This is a genomic window from Coprobacillus sp., from assembly GCF_984815275.1.
The window spans coordinates 47,860-68,151 of the sequence record NZ_CFJNYH010000010.1 but is presented as its reverse complement, the minus strand read 5'-3'; the positions used below and the strand labels follow the sequence as shown (position 1 = coordinate 68,151).

At 28.5% G+C, this 20,292-nt stretch carries 18 protein-coding genes, 1 other RNA gene and 1 other annotated feature; of the genes, 17 read left to right on the top strand and 2 right to left on the bottom strand.

The features are described 5' to 3' along the window. Positions 1 to 64: 64 nt before the first annotated feature. From AC5M21_RS05475 to gyrA, 8 genes are all read left to right on the top strand, one after another. On the top strand, positions 65 to 736 hold the full coding sequence (locus AC5M21_RS05475; protein ID WP_117598951.1) for a response regulator transcription factor: 672 nt from the start codon (positions 65 to 67) through the stop codon (positions 734 to 736). A 1-nt stretch (position 737) separates the two neighbouring features. Continuing rightward, positions 738 to 1,634: a sensor histidine kinase gene (locus tag AC5M21_RS05470; RefSeq protein ID WP_117598950.1), complete on the top strand. Its 897-nt coding sequence runs from the start codon at positions 738 to 740 to the stop codon at positions 1,632 to 1,634. A 91-nt stretch (positions 1,635 to 1,725) separates the two neighbouring features. Beyond that, positions 1,726 to 2,409 (top strand): ABC transporter ATP-binding protein, encoded by a 684-nt coding sequence (locus tag AC5M21_RS05465; RefSeq protein ID WP_117598949.1) that lies wholly within the window; start codon positions 1,726 to 1,728, stop codon positions 2,407 to 2,409. Beyond that, positions 2,406 to 4,910, top strand: coding sequence for an ABC transporter permease (locus AC5M21_RS05460; protein WP_117598948.1), 2,505 nt, complete (start codon positions 2,406 to 2,408; stop codon positions 4,908 to 4,910). Before AC5M21_RS05465 ends, AC5M21_RS05460 begins: the two co-directional genes overlap by 4 nt. 179 nt (positions 4,911 to 5,089) lie before the next feature. After that, positions 5,090 to 5,311, top strand: coding sequence for an RNA-binding S4 domain-containing protein (locus tag AC5M21_RS05455; protein ID WP_008789033.1), 222 nt, complete (start codon positions 5,090 to 5,092; stop codon positions 5,309 to 5,311). Next, positions 5,301 to 6,410, top strand: coding sequence for a DNA replication/repair protein RecF (gene recF / locus AC5M21_RS05450; RefSeq protein ID WP_117769104.1), 1,110 nt, complete (start codon positions 5,301 to 5,303; stop codon positions 6,408 to 6,410). Before AC5M21_RS05455 ends, recF begins: the two co-directional genes overlap by 11 nt. Next, positions 6,397 to 8,319 carry a DNA topoisomerase (ATP-hydrolyzing) subunit B gene (gyrB, locus tag AC5M21_RS05445; protein WP_008789035.1) on the top strand — a complete coding sequence of 641 codons (1,923 nt, stop codon included), beginning with the start codon at positions 6,397 to 6,399 and terminating at the stop codon, positions 8,317 to 8,319. Before recF ends, gyrB begins: the two co-directional genes overlap by 14 nt. A gap of 15 nt (positions 8,320 to 8,334) precedes the next feature. Next, entirely contained in the window at positions 8,335 to 10,803 is a 2,469-nt protein-coding gene (gyrA, locus tag AC5M21_RS05440) for a DNA gyrase subunit A (protein ID WP_008789036.1), read from the top strand. 99 nt (positions 10,804 to 10,902) lie between these two features. Here the strand turns inward: gyrA and AC5M21_RS05435 are convergent, their stop codons facing one another. Together AC5M21_RS05435 and AC5M21_RS05430 are read right to left on the bottom strand one after the other, a co-directional pair. Beyond that, entirely contained in the window at positions 10,903 to 11,262 is a 360-nt protein-coding gene (locus AC5M21_RS05435) for a hypothetical protein (RefSeq protein ID WP_117769105.1), read from the bottom strand. Positions 11,263 to 11,306: 44 nt separating this feature from the next. Beyond that, the gene (locus AC5M21_RS05430; RefSeq protein ID WP_181987824.1) at positions 11,307 to 11,468 is read right to left on the bottom strand and encodes a hypothetical protein; all 162 of its coding nucleotides are present in this window, start codon (positions 11,466 to 11,468) and stop codon (positions 11,307 to 11,309) included. Between the two features lie 101 nt (positions 11,469 to 11,569). Here AC5M21_RS05430 and AC5M21_RS05425 point away from each other — a divergent pair, with 101 nt between their 5' ends. From AC5M21_RS05425 to AC5M21_RS05385, 9 genes are all read left to right on the top strand, one after another. Continuing rightward, positions 11,570 to 12,187, top strand: a complete 618-nt coding sequence (locus tag AC5M21_RS05425) for a DUF4230 domain-containing protein (RefSeq protein ID WP_054325222.1) — start codon at positions 11,570 to 11,572, stop codon at positions 12,185 to 12,187. 82 nt (positions 12,188 to 12,269) lie between these two features. Beyond that, complete coding sequence (locus AC5M21_RS05420; protein ID WP_117769106.1) at positions 12,270 to 13,613, top strand: dicarboxylate/amino acid:cation symporter; 1,344 nt, start codon at positions 12,270 to 12,272, stop codon at positions 13,611 to 13,613. Positions 13,614 to 13,720: 107 nt separating this feature from the next. Continuing rightward, positions 13,721 to 13,912, top strand: a binding site (T-box leader). A 37-nt stretch (positions 13,913 to 13,949) separates the two neighbouring features. Further along, positions 13,950 to 15,227, top strand: coding sequence for a serine--tRNA ligase (serS, locus tag AC5M21_RS05415; RefSeq protein WP_008789041.1), 1,278 nt, complete (start codon positions 13,950 to 13,952; stop codon positions 15,225 to 15,227). A gap of 112 nt (positions 15,228 to 15,339) precedes the next feature. Then, positions 15,340 to 16,851 carry an AMP-binding protein gene (locus tag AC5M21_RS05410; protein ID WP_008789042.1) on the top strand — a complete coding sequence of 504 codons (1,512 nt, stop codon included), beginning with the start codon at positions 15,340 to 15,342 and terminating at the stop codon, positions 16,849 to 16,851. Position 16,852: 1 nt separating this feature from the next. Continuing rightward, the gene (locus tag AC5M21_RS05405) at positions 16,853 to 17,083 is read left to right on the top strand and encodes an acyl carrier protein (RefSeq protein WP_008789043.1); all 231 of its coding nucleotides are present in this window, start codon (positions 16,853 to 16,855) and stop codon (positions 17,081 to 17,083) included. 1 nt (position 17,084) lies between these two features. Beyond that, positions 17,085 to 18,665, top strand: a complete 1,581-nt coding sequence (locus tag AC5M21_RS05400; protein WP_160340782.1) for an MBOAT family O-acyltransferase — start codon at positions 17,085 to 17,087, stop codon at positions 18,663 to 18,665. Positions 18,666 to 18,673: 8 nt separating this feature from the next. Further along, positions 18,674 to 19,657: an SGNH/GDSL hydrolase family protein gene (locus AC5M21_RS05395; RefSeq protein ID WP_117769108.1), complete on the top strand. Its 984-nt coding sequence runs from the start codon at positions 18,674 to 18,676 to the stop codon at positions 19,655 to 19,657. A 35-nt stretch (positions 19,658 to 19,692) separates the two neighbouring features. Further along, an RNA gene (gene ffs / locus AC5M21_RS05390) (signal recognition particle sRNA small type) lies at positions 19,693 to 19,780 on the top strand. 17 nt (positions 19,781 to 19,797) lie between these two features. After that, positions 19,798 to 20,244 carry a nucleoside deaminase gene (locus AC5M21_RS05385; RefSeq protein ID WP_008789046.1) on the top strand — a complete coding sequence of 149 codons (447 nt, stop codon included), beginning with the start codon at positions 19,798 to 19,800 and terminating at the stop codon, positions 20,242 to 20,244. The last annotated feature ends 48 nt before the right edge of the window (positions 20,245 to 20,292 follow it).

Genomic DNA, 20,292 nt, shown 5'->3' with positions numbered 1-20,292 from the left:
TAAACCCAAAATTATAACAGTATTAATGCTTTAATATATCACCAAAGATAAGGGGGAATCAAATATGTATAAGATTTTATTGGTAGAAGATGATATCAATATTGTAAATCATCTTTCTTCTTTTTTAGAAAAAGAAGGATTTCTTATTACCTATGTTGATGGTCAGAAAAAAGCTATAGAGCTTATTAAAAATCAGCATTTTGATTTAGCACTTCTTGATATTTCATTAAAAGAAGGAAATGGTTATTCATTATATAATGAAATAAAATCTTATAAAGATATTCCAATTGTATTTTTAACAGCAAATCAAGATGAATTTAGTGTTGTTACAGGGTTAAATCTTGGTGCAGATGATTATATCTCGAAACCTTTTCGTCCACGTGAGTTGGTTTCCAGAATTCAAAATATTTTAAGAAGATATCATAAACAAGAGACTTTTTATCAATATCAAAATATTAAAGTCAATCCATTAACAGGAAAAGTTTTTAAAGATAATCATGAAATTTTCTTATCTGCTCTAGAATATCGTTTATTATTAATTTTCTTTTCTTATCCAAATCAACTTCTCACAAGAGAGTTTCTTTTAGAAGAAATTTGGAATATTACTGGAGAAGATGTTTCTGATAACACATTATCAGTTTATATGAAAAGAATTAGAAATAAAATTGAAGATAATCCACAAAATCCTAATATTATTAAAACAATGCGAGGATTGGGATATAAATTAGGTGATTGATATGATTTACATATGTATTGTGCTTATTATCATTATTATAGTAATGATAATATGGATGATTTATAAAGAAAGACAAATTAAACAAATATCTCAACAGGTTAATGCTATTCTTTTTCAACAAAAAGATGTTTATATTCCATATTATAAAGAAGGAACTCTCTCTTTTCTTGAAAGTGAAATTGTCAAATTGGTTAATCGTTTATCTGAACAGAATCGTTTATTATTAGAAGATAAAATAGTATTGAAACAATCATTAGAAGATATATCCCATCAAATGAAAACACCATTAACTTCTTTAAATTTAGTCCATGAAAGATTAAAGATCACTGAAGGAGTAGAAAAGAAAAAACTATTAAAAGAACAACAACTCTTATTAGAGAAAATAGAGTGGCTTGTTATAACATTATTAAAAATAGCACAAATCGATTCAAATACAGTTATATTTCAGAAAGAAAATATATCTCAAAAAGAATTATATAATAAATTGGTAAAGCCATTTGAAATTCAATTAGAATTAAAAGATATTTCTATTGAATTTCAAACTGATCAAACATATATTGAGAATATTGATATTTTATGGACTTTGGAAGCATTATCCAATATTTTTAAAAATTGTATAGAACATATTGAAAAAGGTGGACATATTAATATAATCATGAGCAGTAATCCTTTATATAATGAAATTATTATCCAAGATAATGGAAATGGAATTCATTCAGAAGATTTAATGCATTTGTTTGAACGATTTTATAAAGGAAAGAATGCAACTCAGCAAAGTGTTGGTATTGGATTATCATTAAGTCATATGATTATTGAAAAACAAAATGGAACAATAGCAGTTGAAAATACATATCCAGGAGCAAAGTTTACGATTCATTTCTATAAAGAAGTGATCTAAACTTTTTTCTTAAATGACAATATTGTCACGAATAAGTCATGGTCTTGTCACCTTGACATTATATAATGATTGATGTAAAGGGGAGATGATGATGAAAATATTAGAAGTTAAAAATTTAACTAAAATTTATGGTCATGAAGATAATCAAGTTGTTGCTTTGAAAGATATTTCGTTTACAGTAGAAAAAGGTGAATTTATTGCAATTGTTGGATCATCAGGTTCAGGGAAAAGTACATTACTTCATTTAATTGGTGGGGTAGATAAACCAACAAGTGGTGATGTTATTATTAATGGTGTTAATGTATATGAGCAAAATGAAGAACAATTAGCTATATTGAGAAGAAGGGAAGTAGGACTCATTTATCAATTTTATAATTTGATACCAGTTTTGACAGTTGCTGAAAATATGACACTGCCAGTCTTATTAGATAATCAAAAAGTTAATGATGAAAGATTTGAAGAATTACTTCATATTCTTAATTTAGAGAATAGAAAAAATCATTTACCAAGAGAATTATCAGGTGGTCAACAACAGCGTGTTTCTATAGGTCGTGCTCTAATGAATGCACCATCTCTTGTTTTGGCAGATGAACCTACAGGAAATCTTGATTCTAAAAATAGTCGAGAGATAGTTGATTTATTAAAATTAACACAACGTAAATATAAACAGACATTAATTATGATTACCCATGATGAAAGAATAGCTATGCAGGCAGATAGAATTATTGTTATTGAAGATGGTCAAATTAAAAAAGATGAGGTTATTCATAAATGAAAATTATGAATAAATTAACATTAAGATATCTTCAACAAAATAAGAAAAGAACCATCTTAACAATTCTATGTATTTCTGTTTCAGTGATTATGATATGTTGTATAGGAATTTCGTTATATTCTGGTAAACAATTTTATAAACAATATATTGAACATACTTCAGGATATCATCATTATACTATTGTTAATAATCATAAAGACATTATTCAATTCATGAAAAATGATCCAGAGGTCAAAGAGTATTATTTTTCTAGTACATCATTTTATTCTGTTGATGATAAAAAAAATGATGTATCATTAAATTTAAAACAAGGAGATGATACTTATTTTGAAAAAGAAAATTTTGATGACTTATTAATTAAAGGAAGATTACCAAATAATCATAAAGAAATAGCTATTTCACAAAAGTATTTAATTAATAACCATATTCAAAAGAATATGGGTGATACAATAAGTTTAAAAGAAGATGATTCTGAAAAAACAGAAACATATTTAATTGTTGGACTTATTAATGATTATGAAGCACGATCTTATTATAAAAAGTCATTTAATGCTATCAGTTATATTGATTTAAATGATCCTGAAATATATTATACTATGTATGTTATTGATAAAGATGTATCAACCAATATTTTTAAACATGGTGAAAAAATCAATCATGAAATTAATGAAATGTTAAATCAAGCAAGTGATTTTAATAATATATTCTATAATTCACAATATTTAGGTATCCAGGATATCTTTGAAGAAAATTCTCAATCATCATTTTTAACACTTTATAATATGGTAGCTATATTATTATTTGTTATTATATTTATTTCATTCTTTATTATTTATCAAGCTTTTAATCTTTCAACTCATGATAGAATTCAATATTTAGGTATGTTATCAAGCGTTGGAGCAACATCAAAGCAAAAGAAAAGATCTGTTTATTTTGAAGGTGCTATTTTATCTTTCATCTCTATACCATTAGGTATTTTTATAAGTTTTATAGGAATGACAGTGACATTTTTCTTTATTAATCAATTAGATGCTATTCAGATTATGGATGTTAAAATTCATGCTCAAATATCAATATTTTATTTATTCATTGTTATTTTGTTATCATTATTAACAATCTTTATTTCACTTTATTTACCCGCTAGAAAAATATCTAAAATTTCAGTTATCGATGCATTAAAGAAAAATGATGAAATTAAAGTCAAAAAATATAAATTAAGGACAAGTTCTTTTTCTAAAAGATTTTTAAATATTTCTCAACAGTTGGCAGTTAAAAATTATAAACGACAGGGAAGACGTTCAAAAGTGATTGTTTTATCATTGGTGATATCTATGGTTGCTTTTATTTCAATATTTAGTTTTGGTCAAAAAATAATAAAAACAACAAATAATGCGAATCATTTTGGATTATATGATATAGAAATGAGTACATCTTATGAAGATTATGAAAATATAACAGAATTTCTCGATAAGAATGAGAAAGTAGATGATTATTATTTTATTTCATACCCAATATCAGTGCAACTGAAAATTGATGAAGATTATTTATATATACCAAGAAATCAACAAATATATAATCAAGAAAATGATGAATATGAATTTGTTATGATTGGATTAAATGATTCTAAAAGAAAAGAATTGTGTGAAGAAAATGGTATAAAATATGATAATCAACAAGTTCTAATTTATAATGGTAATTATACTGATTATGAAGATACAAATGATCAAACATCACAATATAAGCATCGTTTTAAAAAAATTGATAACAATCTTTTTAAATCGCCTATTATTTATAAAGATATAATTTCTGATGAAAATGGTAATCCTGCAGAAGAAAAGAAAATCGAATTGAAAGAATTATCTTCTTTTGCATTAATTAATCAAGATAAATATAAAGAATTATATGGTGCAGACGGAAAAGGTAGTTTAATGATGGTTGTTCCTTTGGAATATATCATACAAAATCAATTAGGGGGACATACTTATTTTGAAGTTTATATTGTTTCCAAAGATCATGTTGAATTAACTAAAGAAATGAAAACACTAGGATATAGTGTTAATGATTATGCGCAAAGTGTGTTAGAAAATCGACAAATATTTCTAATTATAGAAATTTTCATTTATGGATTTGTATGTATAATGATTTTCTTCACAATGCTTAATATTATTAATATGATGAGTGCTAGCATAGAAAAACGTAAGAAGGAATTTGGAATGATGTTAAGTGTAGGAATGAGTCCTCAAGGTATTCATAAGATGATATGGTATGAAAGTTTTATTTATGGATTGAAGACATTACTTTATGCAACACCTATAAGTATTTTTATTGAATGGTTGTTATATAATCAAATTCATATAGAAGGTTATTCTTTCTCTATTTCATATATTGCTTATATGATTTCATTTATAGTTATCATGTTTGTTATGATTTTAACTTTCCGTACTGGTTTAAATAAGTTTAAAAAACAAAATATTATAGAGACATTAAAAGATGATATGTAGGTAGAAATTTCTACCTACTTTTCATTTTTCTTCTTAATTTTCATTTTAAGAGACTTTTATGTAAAAATGACTCTGGGTATGTTTTTGAATAAATATTGAATATGAGCCATAAAAACTATTATTTTGATTGAATTTATGCTATAATGTTAACAGTTTGAAAAAGATAGGTGACTGTAAATATGAAAGAAATAAGAATTAATACTGAGTATATTACTTTAGGTAAATTTTTGAAGTATGTGAATGCTGTTGACTCTGGAGCAATTGCCAAAATTGTCATTTCTGAAGGTGAAGTTTTCGTCAATCAAGAAATTGAAACCAGAAGAGGAAGAAAACTAAGAGATAATGATACTGTTTCTTATGACGGTGTAGATTATTTGATTCGTATAGACAATGAAAATTAATCATATTGAATTAAAGAATTTTAGAAACTATAAAGATTGCTCTGTTGATTTTGATCCTTTTATTAATATTTTTATTGGAAAAAATGCACAAGGAAAAACGAATTTATTAGAAGCTATTTATATTTTATCTTTATCTAAAAGTTTTAAGACAAAAGTTATTGAAGAGTTCATTTATTTTAATGAGGATTTTGCTAAGATTCATGGTCGTGTTAATTCTCATGAAAAAGATATTGATTTAGAAGTGGTCTTATCAAAATATGGTAAAAAAGCGATTATTAATCATAAAGAGATTAAAAAAACAAGTGATTATGTTGGATATTTAAATGTTGTTTTGTTTATTCCAGAAGATCTTATGTTGATAAAAGGAAGTCCTCGTTTAAGAAGAAAATTAATGGATATGGAGATTTCAAAGATATCTCCTATTTATATGTATAATCTTAATAAATACAATAAGCTTTTAAAAGAGAGAAATAAGTATTTAAAGATGTTGCATGAAAAGCATCGTAGATATGATGAATATCTTGATGTTTTATCTGAGCAGATGGCAAGACTTCAAGTTGATTTAATAAAGAAAAGAATTGAGTTTGTTGATTTATTAAATGATATTTCGTCTACAATGTATGATTATATTTCTTTACATAAAGAAAAATTGAGAATTGAATATAAATGTATATATAAAGATTTGAGTTATGAGGGAATCTTAGAGAAATATCAAAAGAATTATCAAAGAGATATTTCTTATAGTCAGACTGTTGATGGATTACATAAAGATGATATGTTAATGTCTTTAGATGATAAAGATGCTGTGACTTATGCATCTCAAGGGCAACAAAGATCTATTGTATTAGCAATCAAGATTGGATTACTGGAATTGATAAAAAAAGAAATAGGAGAATATCCTATTCTCTTATTGGATGATGTTTTGAGTGAATTAGATGATGTCAGAAAAACAAAATTATTGAATCTTATTCAAGGTAAAGTACAAACATTTTTGACGTCTACATCAATTGATGGTGTTCATCACCAAGTTATTGATATGGCTAAAAAAATTATGATAGAAGATGGACAGGTGAAAGGAGAAAGCAATGGAAGAGAATAAAGTAGAACATAGTTATGATGAGTCTGATATTCAGGTCTTAGAAGGATTAGAGGCTGTTAGAAAAAGACCAGGTATGTATATTGGTACAACTTCAGCAAGAGGTTTACATCATCTTGTATGGGAAATTGTTGATAACTCTATTGATGAAGCTTTGGCTGGATTTTGTAATGAAATTAAGGTTATTTTAGAAAAAGGTGACATTGTTAAAGTTATTGATAATGGACGAGGAATGCCAACAGGTAAACATGCAAAAACTGGTAAAAGTACAGTTGAGACGATTTTAACTGTATTACATGCTGGTGGTAAATTTGGAGGCGGTGGTTATAAAGTCTCTGGTGGTTTACATGGTGTTGGTGCGAGTGTTGTTAATGCTTTAAGTGAGTGGTTAGAAGTTCATGTTCATAGAGAAGGACATATTTATTATCAACGTTTTGAAAAAGGTGGAGTTCCTGTTGGTGATTTAAAAATTATTGGTGATTGTGATGATACTGGAACAATTGTTTCATTTAAAGCTGATCCACTTATTTTTAATGAAACGACTATTTATGATTATGATACATTAAATCAAAGAATAAGAGAGTTAGCATTCTTAAATAAAGGATTAAAGTTAATTTTAGAAGATCATCGCAACGAACCATATAAGAAAAATGAATACCATTATGAAGGTGGTATTAAAGAATATGTTGCATACTTAAATAGAAATAAGACAGCTATCCATGAGGAAATTATCTATGTAGAAGATGAAATAGATGATATTAAAGTAGAAGTGGGTATGCAATATAATGATGGGTATCAACCAAATATTTATTCTTTCTGTAATAATATTAATACACATGAAGGAGGAACTCATGAAGAAGGGTTCCGTCTGGCTTTAACAAGAGTAATTAATAATTATGCTAAAAATAACAATTTTTTAAAGAAAGATGATGAATCTTTAAATGGTGATGATTGTCGTGAAGGGTTAACTGCCATTATTTCAGTTAAGCATCCTGATCCGCAATATGAAGGACAAACAAAAACAAAGTTAGGAAATTCTGAAGTCCGTAAAATTGCTAGTAATATTATTTCTGAAGCTTTAGATAAATTCTTATTAGAGAATCCAGATACAGCATCAATTATTATGAATAAAGCAATTGTTGCGAGTCATGCGAGAATGGCTGCGAAACGTGCAAGAGAAATGACACGTCGTAAAACAGCTTTAGATAGTATTGCTTTACCTGGTAAATTAGCGGATTGTTCATCTAAAGATCCAAGTGAATGTGAAGTCTTTATCGTCGAAGGGGACAGTGCCGGTGGGAGTGCAAAGATGGGAAGAGATAGAAGAACTCAAGCTATCTTGCCACTTCGTGGTAAAATTTTAAATGTTGAAAAAGCAAGATTAGATAGAATTTTGGGAAATGCTGAAATTCGTTCTATGATTACTGCTTTTGGAACTGGAATTGGTGATGAATTTGATATTAGTAAATTAAGATATCATAAAATTGTTATTATGACCGATGCCGATGTCGATGGAGGACATATTAGAATCTTAATGTTGACATTCTTATATCGTTTCTTAAAACCATTAATTGAAGAAGGATTTGTGTATGCTGCTCAACCTCCATTATATTTATTAAAACATGGAAAAGAGGAACATTATCTCTATAGTGACTATGAACTTGAGAAATTAAAAGAAGATTTAGGTCCAAATGCTAAATATAATATTCAACGTTATAAAGGTCTTGGAGAAATGAATGCAGAACAATTATGGGAAACAACAATGGATCCTGAAAATAGACTTTTGTGGCAAATTGATTTAGATGATGCAATGCAGGCTGATGCAATGTTTGATACATTGATGGGAGAGAAAGTTGAACCTAGACGTGAATTTATACAAGAACATGCACAAGAAGCTGAGCTTGATTTATAGTAAAGGAGAGAAATAATGGAACAACGTGGAATTAAGAAAAGACTTCTGACAGAAGAAATGAAGAAATCTTTCATTAGTTATGCAATGTCAGTTATTGTACAAAGAGCATTGCCTGATGTGAGAGATGGACTCAAACCTGTTCAACGTAGAATTGTTCATGGGATGAATGAACTTGGATGTTATAGTGATAAACCATATAAGAAATCAGCCCGTATTGTTGGGGAAGTTATGGGGAAATACCATCCACATGGAGATTCTTCAATCTATGAAGCATTGGTACGTATGGCACAAGATTTCTCTTATCGTTATATGATTGTTGATGGTCATGGGAACTTTGGTTCAATTGATGGTGATGGTGCTGCTGCTGCCCGTTATACTGAAGCAAGAATGTCAAAGATTTCAATGGAATTGGTAAGAGATATCAATAAAGATACTGTCAATTTTATTCCTAACTATGATGGTGAAGAAACGGAACCAGAAGTTTTACCAGCCAGATTTCCAAATTTATTGGTAAATGGAACAACTGGAATTGCTGTTGGTATGGCTACGAATATACCTCCACATAATTTAGGAGAAGTTATAGATGCTATTTTAGCTGTTTCTCATAATCCAGATATTACAATTATGGAATTGATGGAAGATTATATTCAAGGTCCTGATTTTCCAACAGGAGCATATATATTAGGGAAATCTGCAATTAAAAAAGCTTATGAAACTGGTAATGGATTAATTATCATGAGAGCTAAAACGGATATTATTGATATTCATGGTGGAAAAAAAGCGATTATTGTTAATGAAATTCCATATATGGTAAATAAAGCAAGATTAATTGAAAAAATGGCTGAACATGTTAAAGAAAAGCGTATTGAAGGAATTACAGAGATTCGTGATGAATCTAACCGTGAAGGGATAAGAATTGTTATTGAATTGCGTAAAGATGTTCAACCTGAAGTGATTTTAAATCAATTATTTAAATTAACATCATTACAAACAACATTTGGTGTGAATACAATTGCTTTGGTTAATAATGAACCGCAAACATTGAATTTAAAACAAATGATTACTTATTATTTAGATCATCAAGAAGAAGTCATTAAAAGAAGAACTGCTTATGATTTAAAGAAAGCAGAAGATAGAGCACATATCTTAGAAGGTTTAAAGAGAGCTTTAGATCAAATAGATGCTATTATTGATTTAATTCGTACATCAAGAACAACTGAAATTATTCAACAAAGATTGATGAGTGAGTTTGATATGTCTGAAAGACAAGCCAAAGCTATTCGTGAAATGCAATTACAAAGATTAGCTGGTTTGGAAAGAGAAAAGATTGAAAATGAATTAAATGATTTATTAACTTTAATTGCTGATTTAAAAGATATTCTTGAAAATAGAGAAAGAATTTTAGCAATCATTGAAGCAGAATTATTGCAATTAAAAGATAAATTTGCTGATAAGAGAAGAACTGAAATTATTCAGGGAACATTTGATTTAGAAGATGAAGATTTAATACCAGTTGAAGATATTATTATTTCATTAACAACAAATGGATATGTTAAACGTATGCCAGTTGATACTTATAAAACACAAAACAGAGGTGGTAGAGGTATTAAAGGTATGGCTACGAATGAAGATGATATTGTTGATTCATTAATTAATATGAGTACTCATGATGATCTCTTATTCTTTACAAACTTTGGTAAAGTTTATCGTATTAAAGGATACAATGTTCCAGAGTTTGGTAGAACGGCTAAAGGGTTACCAGTTGTAAACTTATTGAATCTTGATAAAGATGAATATGTTAAATCCATGATATCTATTCGTAAAGAAGATATTTTAGAAAAGAAAGCTGAATATTTATTCTTTGTGACATTGAATGGACTTGTTAAGAAAACCCATATTGATGAATTTGAAAATATTAGACAATCTGGTAAGATTGCTATTGGTCTTAAAGAAGATGATCAATTGGTTTCTGTTAAATTAACAACAGGGAATGCTCAAATTTTAGTTGCAGCCTCTAATGGTAAACTTATTAGATTTAAAGAGAGCGATGTCCGTAAAATGGGAAGAACTGCTTCTGGAGTAAGAGGTATTAATGTTGATGGTGGACATGTTATTGGTATGACAACTGATCAGGAAGGTCAGTTTATTATGGCAATTAGTGAGAATGGTTATGGTAAAATGTCGCCATTAGATGATTATCGTGAATCACATCGTGGTGGTAAAGGTGTTAAGACAATCAACACAACTGCTAAGACCGGTCAACTTGTTGCATTAAGAGCTGTTAATGGTGATGAGGATTTATTAATTATTACAAGTGAAGGTATTGTTATTAGACTTCCAATGGATCAAGTCAAGACAGCTGGTAGAAATACCCAAGGTGTTCGTTTGATCAAGGTTGCTGAAGGTTCTACAGTTTCTAGTGTAGAAGTTGTGGAAAAGGCTGAAGAGGATAATGAAGAACCTTCTGATGAAATTAAGGAATAGTATATTTGAAAACTACAGATTCAATATGAGTCTGTAGTTTTTTATGTTTGAATTTAATATTATTATAAAGATAATTGATTATTCATTTCAATGTAAATTTTAGTAATTATATATTCCATGTTTTATTAATGACTCTAATTGATTTCCATCTGAATCATATGCGGATGCAGAAAGCACAGTATCACATGTGTAAATATCTAATATATACTTTTGATTAGATATTATTTTATTAATTTCATTAATGTTTGAATCATAAAGTTTATAATGGTCTATATAATTATTTTGATTATATCCACCTACAATAACCAGATTTTGATTATCAATACGTATATTATAATAATATAACATAGTTTGATTTGAAGATATTGGATCAAAGAATGCAAATGTATGATATCTAGAAGAATTATCTTTTTTAAAGACCTGTAAATAAAGTTGATTTCTATATTCATACAAATACAACTTTATTATTTCTTCTTTATAATGATTTTCTTTTTTATATATATTTAATTTTTATCTATTATATTGTTTGTTAATGCAATTTCTTCAATAACTTGATTATTATTTCTTAGAAAAGAAGAATCAATTGATCTTAAAAATAAACCATATCCGATACTAAGTATTGATAAAGTTATTGAAATAAAAACAATTATATATTTTTTATTCATAGAATACCTCCTACATATATACTATTATTCTAGCATATAAGAAAACATAAATTGACAAATTTAGCGATATTTCATACAATAAGTCTAAAGTGGGTGGAATTATGGCAAAAGAAAAAAAGATTCAAATTAATCAGACCTTTAAAAATATAATTATACTTGTGATTGTTGCAGCTATTTTCTTTTTGGTAGGGAAGATATGGCCTAGTGGTGAAAAACCAACAGTAATGACAAGTGATTTGTTATCACAGCAGATTAATGAAATTAGTGAATTAGCAACTGTTGAATATAATTATACAAATATGGGTAAATTTGAAAATCAGGCAACATTTTATGGATGGACTGTTCCATTTACAACAAAGAGTTTTATTATTTCATATGATGGTAAGATTAAAGCTGGTATTGATATGAGTATTGTGGAAGTTAAATTAAGTGGTAAGAAGATAACAGTGACAGTTCCAAAAGCAAAAATTCTTTCTCATGAAATAGATGAAAAGAGTATTGAAGTTTTTGATGAAACAAAGAATATTTTTAATCAGATTAGCATAACAGATTATCATCAATTTGCGATTGATCAAAAAGAGAAAATGGAAACAAATGTCAAAGAGAAAGGCTTAATTGAGGAAGCACAAAAAAAGGCAGAAACGACAATAAAAACATTCATCACATCATCAAATAGATTATCAGATGATTATGAAATAATATTTAAAGTTAGTGAGTAGGAGAAATCCTACTTTTTCTATTGAAAAATGGCTAGAATATAGTATAATGTTAGCAATTTGGGTATTTTTTAGGAGGTTATTTATGAAGTCAGCAAATAAAGGAAAAAAACTTGCAATGAAAATGATTATTGCGTTGGTTTGTGGTTTAATTGTAGGATTCGCTTGTATTTTATTAAGAGAGAATCTAATAGCCAATGGACAATCAGAGACTTGGACTACAATTAATAATATCTTTTTTCAAGATATTACTGTTGAAGGAGCTACAAGTGCTATAGGTATATTTTATATTATTGGTCAGCTGTTTGTGAATTCTTTACAATTAATTATTGTTCCTATGGTTTTTGTATCTATTGCATTAGCTATTTGTGTAATTACAGATACAAAAAAATTAGGAAGAATATCATCTAAAACAATTCTAACTTTTTTTATAACAACTATATGTGCATTGATTTTTGCTGGTATTATTGGAGCTTTGGTTTATCAAACTGGAGCATTTAATGCTGTGAATGCATCTGATATTGTTATTAAAGAAGGAACTGTTGGAACAAATCCATTAGCTATTATTTTATCCATTGTACCTAATAATTTTATATCTGCTCTGACAAATAATGGTGGTGTTTTGGCTATAGTGTTTCTTGCTGTATCAGTTGGTTTAGCAATGAATCAATTAAAAGATAAAACAAAAACAATTAAAAAGTTATTTATTGAATTAAGTGATATTATTTCTGTTTGTTTATCATTTATAATTAATAAATTTGCTCCATATGCAATATTTTGCTTATTAACAAGGACATTTGCAGCATATGGCATTGATTATTTAAAGCCAGCATTGGCATATGTTATTACAGTATTAATAGCTTTACTTGTCTATTTGATTATAGCATATCCAATTTATATTATGGTTATGGCTAAATTAAGTCCTAAACCGTTTATGAAGAAAATAGCGAAAGTTGCTTTATTTGGATTTTCAACATCATCAAGTGCTGCAACACTTCCTTTAAATAAACAAACAACTGTTGATGAAATGGGAGTGAGTGAACAAATTGCATCCTTTACATTGCCACTTGGGATGACAATTAATATGGATGGAACTGCTATTATGCAAGTTATCGCTGCTATTTTTGTAGCAGCTAGTTCAGGTTATGATGTTACATTTACATCTATGGCTATTATTGCTGTATTAGCATTAATTGCTTCAATTGGAACTCCTGCAGCACCTGGAGCTGGAGCAGTTATCTTATTTACGATATTAACTGGAATGGGATATACAAACGATGCAGCTTTACTATCTTATTCATTGATTCTTGCTATTAATAGACCTATTGAAATGCTAGTGACATCTTTAAATGTAGTAGGCGATTCTTCGACATCTATTATTGTTGCTAAAAAAGAGAACATGTTAGATGAGGATTTATATCATAGATAGTCTATAAATGTAGATATAGGGTTTATACCTATATCTATTTTTTAATTTACTCTTATTTTAAGAGTAAATGTGATTGAACTTCTAAATGGTTGTGGTATAATCTATGTGTTAAATCGATGCGTTGGATAAGTAAATAATAGAGTTATTATAGAGAACTGATGGTTGGTGTAAATCAGGATAGTTTATTATTGAAATCTCCCAACAAGAGAAGTTAATCACTTCCGGATGAACCGTTATCTCATATAAAGATATCATATTGATATGAAGTAGGGTGGCACCACGAGATATTCGTCCCTTGAAGAGGTGTTTTTATTTTATAATAAGGAGAGAGATAAAATGATTGATATTGCAAAATTAAGAGAAAATCCTGAACTTGTCAAAGAAAATATGAAGAAAAAATTTCAACATGATCGTTTACATTTAGTAGATGAGGCTTTTGATTTAGATAAAGTTTATCGTGAAACTTTAACAAAAGCGAGTGAACTTCGTGCTATGCGTAATAAATTATCTAAAGAGATTGGTCAATTTATGCGTGAAGGAAAAAAAGATTTAGCTGAACAAAATAAGGAAAAAGTCAATGAAATGGCTAAATTATTAAAAGAGTTGGAAGAAAAAGAGATTGAATTAGGTCCAAAATTGAAAGAAATTATGATGAAAATTCCTAATTTTATTGATGATTCTGTTCCAGTTGGAAAAGACGATAGTGAAAATGTAGAGATTCAAAAATATGGAGAGCCTATTGTGCCAGCATATGAAATTCCATATCATGCTGATATTATTACTAAATTTAATGGATTAGATAAAGATGCAAGTGGTAGAACAAGTGGGAATGGCTTCTATTATTTAATGGGTGATATAGCAAGATTATCTTCTGCAATGATTTCTTATGCTCGAGATTTCATGATTGATAAAGGTTTTACTTATTGTATTCCACCATTTATGATAAGAAGTGATGTTGTTACTGGTGTCATGTCTTTTGAAGAAATGGATGCAATGATGTATAAAATTGAAGGTGAAGACTTATATTTAATTGGGACAAGTGAACATAGTATGATTGGTAAGTTTAAGGATCAAATTGTTAAGGAAGATGATTTACCAATTACAATGACTTCTTATTCTCCATGTTTTAGAAAGGAAGTTGGAGCTCATGGTATTGAAGAAAGAGGTATCTACAGAGTTCATCAATTTGAAAAACAAGAAATGGTTGTTTTATGTAAGCCAGAAGATGCAATGGAATGGTATGATAAGATGTGGTCATATACTGTTGAATTGTTTAGAAGCCTAGATATTCCTGTGAGAACACTAGAATGTTGTAGTGGTGATTTAGCTGATTTGAAAGAAAAGTCTTGTGATGTTGAAGCATGGTCTCCTCGACAACAAAAGTATTTTGAAGTAGGGTCTTGTTCAACTTTAGGTGATGCTCAGGCAAGACGTTTAGGTATTCGTACTAAAGGGCAGGAAGGAACTTATTATGTGGCAACTTTGAATAATACAGTTCTTGCAAGTACACGTGCATTAATTGCCTTTATTGAAAATAATTATAACGAAGATGGAACAATTGATATTCCTAAGGCTTTACGTCCATATATGGGTGGAAAAGATAAGATTTGTTAAAAGAGTGACATTTGTCATTCTTTTTCTTTAGAAATTCTTATAAATTTTTTCACAAGATATACACACGAGTCTGTTAATATTATAAATGCTTAAAGAGAAAGTAGGTGAATTGATGAAAAATATTTTAGAGTATTTAGAAGAATCATCAAATAAATATTTTACAAAATCAGTATTTACTGATCAAAATAGAGAATTAACATATGGAGAATGTATTCAATATTCTAAAAAAATCGGAACTCAATTATTAGAACTTCATAAAACAAGACAACCTATTGCAGTTCTTATGGATAAAACAGTAGAGAGTTTAACAGCTTTTTTTGGAGTTGTTTATAGTGGTAATTTCTATGTGGTTATTGATTCAATGATGCCATTAGATCGTATTGAAAAGATTTTTGAGACTTTACAGCCACTTGCTTTAGTATCAGATTATCAACATCAGGAAGTTGCACAAAAACTTCATGACAAAGTCTATTATTTTGAAGACCTCATCAATATTAATATTGATGAAGATGGGTTATCTCTTATTAGACAACAGATGATCGATACTGATCCTTTATACGCTTTGTTTACCTCTGGCTCAACTGGTGTTCCTAAAGGTGCTATTTTATCACATCGTAGTGTTATCAATTATGCGACTTGGTATAAAGAAACATTTGATATAACAGATCAAACTCAGTTTGGGAGTCAAACACCATTTTACTTCAGTATGTCTGTTTCTGATGTGTATAGCACAATTATGTCTGGAGCCACTTTGCATATTATACCAAAATCATTATTTTCATTTCCAATTAAACTGATTGAGTATATGAACATAAAAAAGGTAAACACCATTTATTGGGTACCTTCAGCACTATGTATAGTTGCAAATCTAAAAGTTTTAGATTATATGGCATTGGATTATGTAGATAAAGTTTTGTTTGCTGGAGAGGTCATGCCAACCAAGCAATTAAATTATTGGATTCACAAAATTCCAAATGCTTTGTATGCAAACTTATTTGGTCCTACAGAAACAACTGATATATGCACGTATTATATTATTGATAGGGAATTTAAAGATGATGAAATTTTACCAATTGGTAAGTCCTGTAATAATTGTGATATATTCTTACTTGATGAGAATAATCATGAAGTCTTGGATAATCGTGAAGGAGAATTATGTGTAAGAGGGTCATTCTTGGCAATGGGTTATTATAATAATGAAATGAAAACAAAAGAAGTTTTTGTACAAAATCCTTTAAATAAGGCTTATCCTGAAATCATTTATAAAACGGGTGATCTTGTTAAGTATAATGAAAGTGGTGAACTTATTTATATAACTCGTAAAGATTTTCAAATTAAACATATGGGTTATCGAATTGAGTTAGGAGAAATTGAGGCAGCTGTGAATTCTTTAGATAAAATTCAAAGCAGTGCAGTTATTTTTGATGAAATGAAAGATAAGATTGTTTTGATATATACTGGGAAAATTGATGATATTAGTATTATGGAAGGCATTTCGTTGAGAGTTCCAGACTACATGAAACCGAATGTTATTGTCAAAGTAAAAGTAATGCCATATAATCAGAACGGAAAAATTGATAGAAAATGGCTTAAGGGTCATTATGAAGAATTGGGAGGAAAATAAAGTGGAAGAATTATTAGATATTTTAAAGGGTTTGAAACCTGGAGTTGATTTTGAAAATGAGAAAAATTTAATTGAAGATAGGTTGTTAGATTCATTAGATGTTATGAATTTAACAGTTGAATTGAATGATGAGTTTGATATCGAAATCACACCTTTAGATATATTGCCTGAAAATTTTAAATCTATTGAAACAATTTATGCATTAATTACACGTTTACAAGACGAAGGATAGTATGGCTTATACAACTTATGTTTATTTAATACTCTTTTTAGGAAGCACTTTTCTTCTTTATACGGTGTTTCCTAAGAAGTATAAGTGGTTGGTTTTATTAAGTGCAAGTTATCTTTATTATATTGCTGCTAGTCGTTTATGGTTAATTGTTTTTCTTTTCATGACAACATTAACTGTTTATTTAAGTGCAATATGGCTAGATAAAATTAATGACTTATTTCAAAGTGTTAAGAAATTATTAGATAGAGATCAAAAGAAGTCATTTAAAGAGAAATTATTATGGCAAAAGAAAATGGTAATGATTTTAATGTTATTGATTAACATTGGAACATTAGCATTTTTAAAGTATTTTAATTTTTTTGGAGATGTACTCAATTTTGCTTTATTAGATCATATGAATATGCATATTCCAATGCTAAAATTATTTTTACCACTTGGAATATCTTTCTATACATTACAAGCAGTAAGTTATGTTATTGATGTTTATAGAGGTAAATATAAGGCTGATAGAAATTTTGGAAGAGTTGCTCTATTCTTAGCATTCTTTCCAACTATTGTAGAGGGGCCTATTGCACGATATGATCAAGTTGCTCAGCAATTGTTTGAAGGACATTCATTTCATTATGTAAATTTAACACAGGGTGCCCAACTCATTCTATGGGGAATGTTTAAAAAAATTGTCATTGCAGACAGAGCAAATATGTTAGTAAACCATGTTTTTAATGATTATACAAAATTTTCGGGATTAAGTGTGATTATAGCAGTTATTTTTTATACGATTCAATTGTATACAGAATTTTCAGGAGCAATGGATATTGTTAGAGGTAGTGCACAGATTTTTAGTGTCAATTTACCAGAGAACTTTAGACAGCCTTTCTTTGCCAAAAGTATTAATGAGTTTTGGCAAAGATGGCACATAACTTTAGGTGCTTGGTTAAGAGATTATGTATTTTATAGCGTTTCTTTGTCAAACCCTTTTAAAAAATTTAATCACTTTGTTAGAAAGCATTGTAATGAGTATTTTTCTAAGCTTTTGCCTGCCACTACGGCATTATTTTTTGTATGGATATGTAATGGATTGTGGCATGGAGCTAGTATAAAATATGTTATGTATGGTATGTATTATTATACGATTATGGTTATTGGAATGTTTATGGAGCCTGTTTTTATTAAGGTATCAGAGAAATTGCATATTTGTAAAGAAAGAAATTATTTTAGAGTTTTCCAGATTTTGAGAACTGTTTTTATTGTCAATATTGGGATGTTGATTTTTAGAGCTGATAATTTGTCTATTGCTTTTGATATGTTTATTTCTTGTTTTAGAAATATAAGTTTTCAAATTCATCCATTAACTCATCTTGGCTTAAGCAGTTTAGATATGTTAATTGTTATTCTTGGCATCATAGTTGTTTTTATAGTTGGAGTTATGAAGGAAAAAGGATTTCATATAAGGGAAAGTGTTGCAAAGTGGCATATTGTTCCAAGGTGGACTTTCTATATTGCTGGATTATTTATTGTTATTATTTTTGGTGCATATGGTAGAGGATATGACATTGCTAGTTTTATTTATGCACAGTTTTAGGAGGATATATGAATAAAAAAGAAAATGTTAAAAAAAATATTATTGATTTCTCTAAAATTGTTATCTTCTTATCTATCTGTGGAGTTTTATTATGGTGTATAACGCCTATCTTTGTACCAAAAAATAATACAAAAAAAAGTGGTATTAAATATGAAAATGCACGAGGGTTTTATGGTGAAAGACATAATAGCATAGATATTTTTGCATTAGGAAATAGTGATTTGTATAGTGCCATGAATCCTTTAGAATTATGGAATAGTCATGGTTACACGTCTTACGTTTGTGCTGAACCTTCACAAAATATATTTTCTGCATATTATTTACTAAAAGATATTTTTACCTGTCAAAAACCTAAACTTGTTATTTTAGAAGTTGATCAGCTTTTTACTCGCAATGAAGCAGATGATATTGATGATGCATTTAATAATATTCTTAAGAATAAGTTTCCATTATTTGAGTATCATAGTCGCTGGAAAAATTTAAAAACAGAAGATTTTACAAATAAGGTTTCTTATATTTCAAGAGTTGAGTCAAAGGGATATATCTATCATAATAAAGCAAGGCCAAATAAATTAGGATTCAAGTATATGAAAAATAAGAAGAATTCTACAATAACTATGACAACAAAAATGTATATGAAAAAAACAATAGAATTAGCCAAAAATCATGGAGCAGATGTTCTATTGGTTTGGTATCCTTCTGCAACGACAGGAACTATAGATCGTCATAAGGCAGTTCAAAAACTTGCTGATCAATATAATGTTCCTTTTATAGATTTTAATGTTAATCAATATGATACTGGGTTTAATTGGCTAACTGACACAAGGGATGGGGGCAATCATTTGAATTATAATGGTGCTAAAAAGATGACAAAGTATCTAGGTAAATATTTAATTGAGAATTATCATTTGATCGATCATCGTCAGGACAATGCCTATAATCAATGGAATTTAGATTACCAATCATTTATGAAAAAGAATAAATTATTATAGATATTGATTTGTTTATCAAATATGATATAATAAGTCTTGCCATTACAATAGGCGGCTTCGAACCATGTCAGGACCGGAAGGTAGCAGCATTAAGAATGTCCGTTTATGTGTAGTGGCTTTTTTAAAGGAGATTAATTTGTATGACTGATATTGAGTATATGAAATTAGCTTATCAAGAAGCAATAAAAGCAAAAGATATTGATGAAGTTCCTATAGGTGCTATTATTGTTAAGGATGATTGTGTTATCGCATCTGCTTATAATCAAAAAGAGTCAAAGCGAGATGTCACTGCTCATGCTGAGATGTTAGCTATTCAAAAGGCCTGTAAAATATTAGGAACATGGCATTTGGATGGCTGTACTCTTTATTCTACATTAGAACCTTGTATGATGTGTAGTGGAGCTATTATTCAAAGCCGTATTGCTAAAGTCGTGTATGGAGCAAGTGGTCAACGTTGGCACGGAATTTCTCAATATCTTCATAATCATACATTTAATCATTATCCTGATATTACATCTGGAATATTAGAAGAAGACTGTTGTCAATTGATTTCCGATTATTTTAAATCAAAGAGACATCGTTTTTAATCAAGATATCAAGAAGATATCTTTTTATTATCTTTTGATGATAAATAA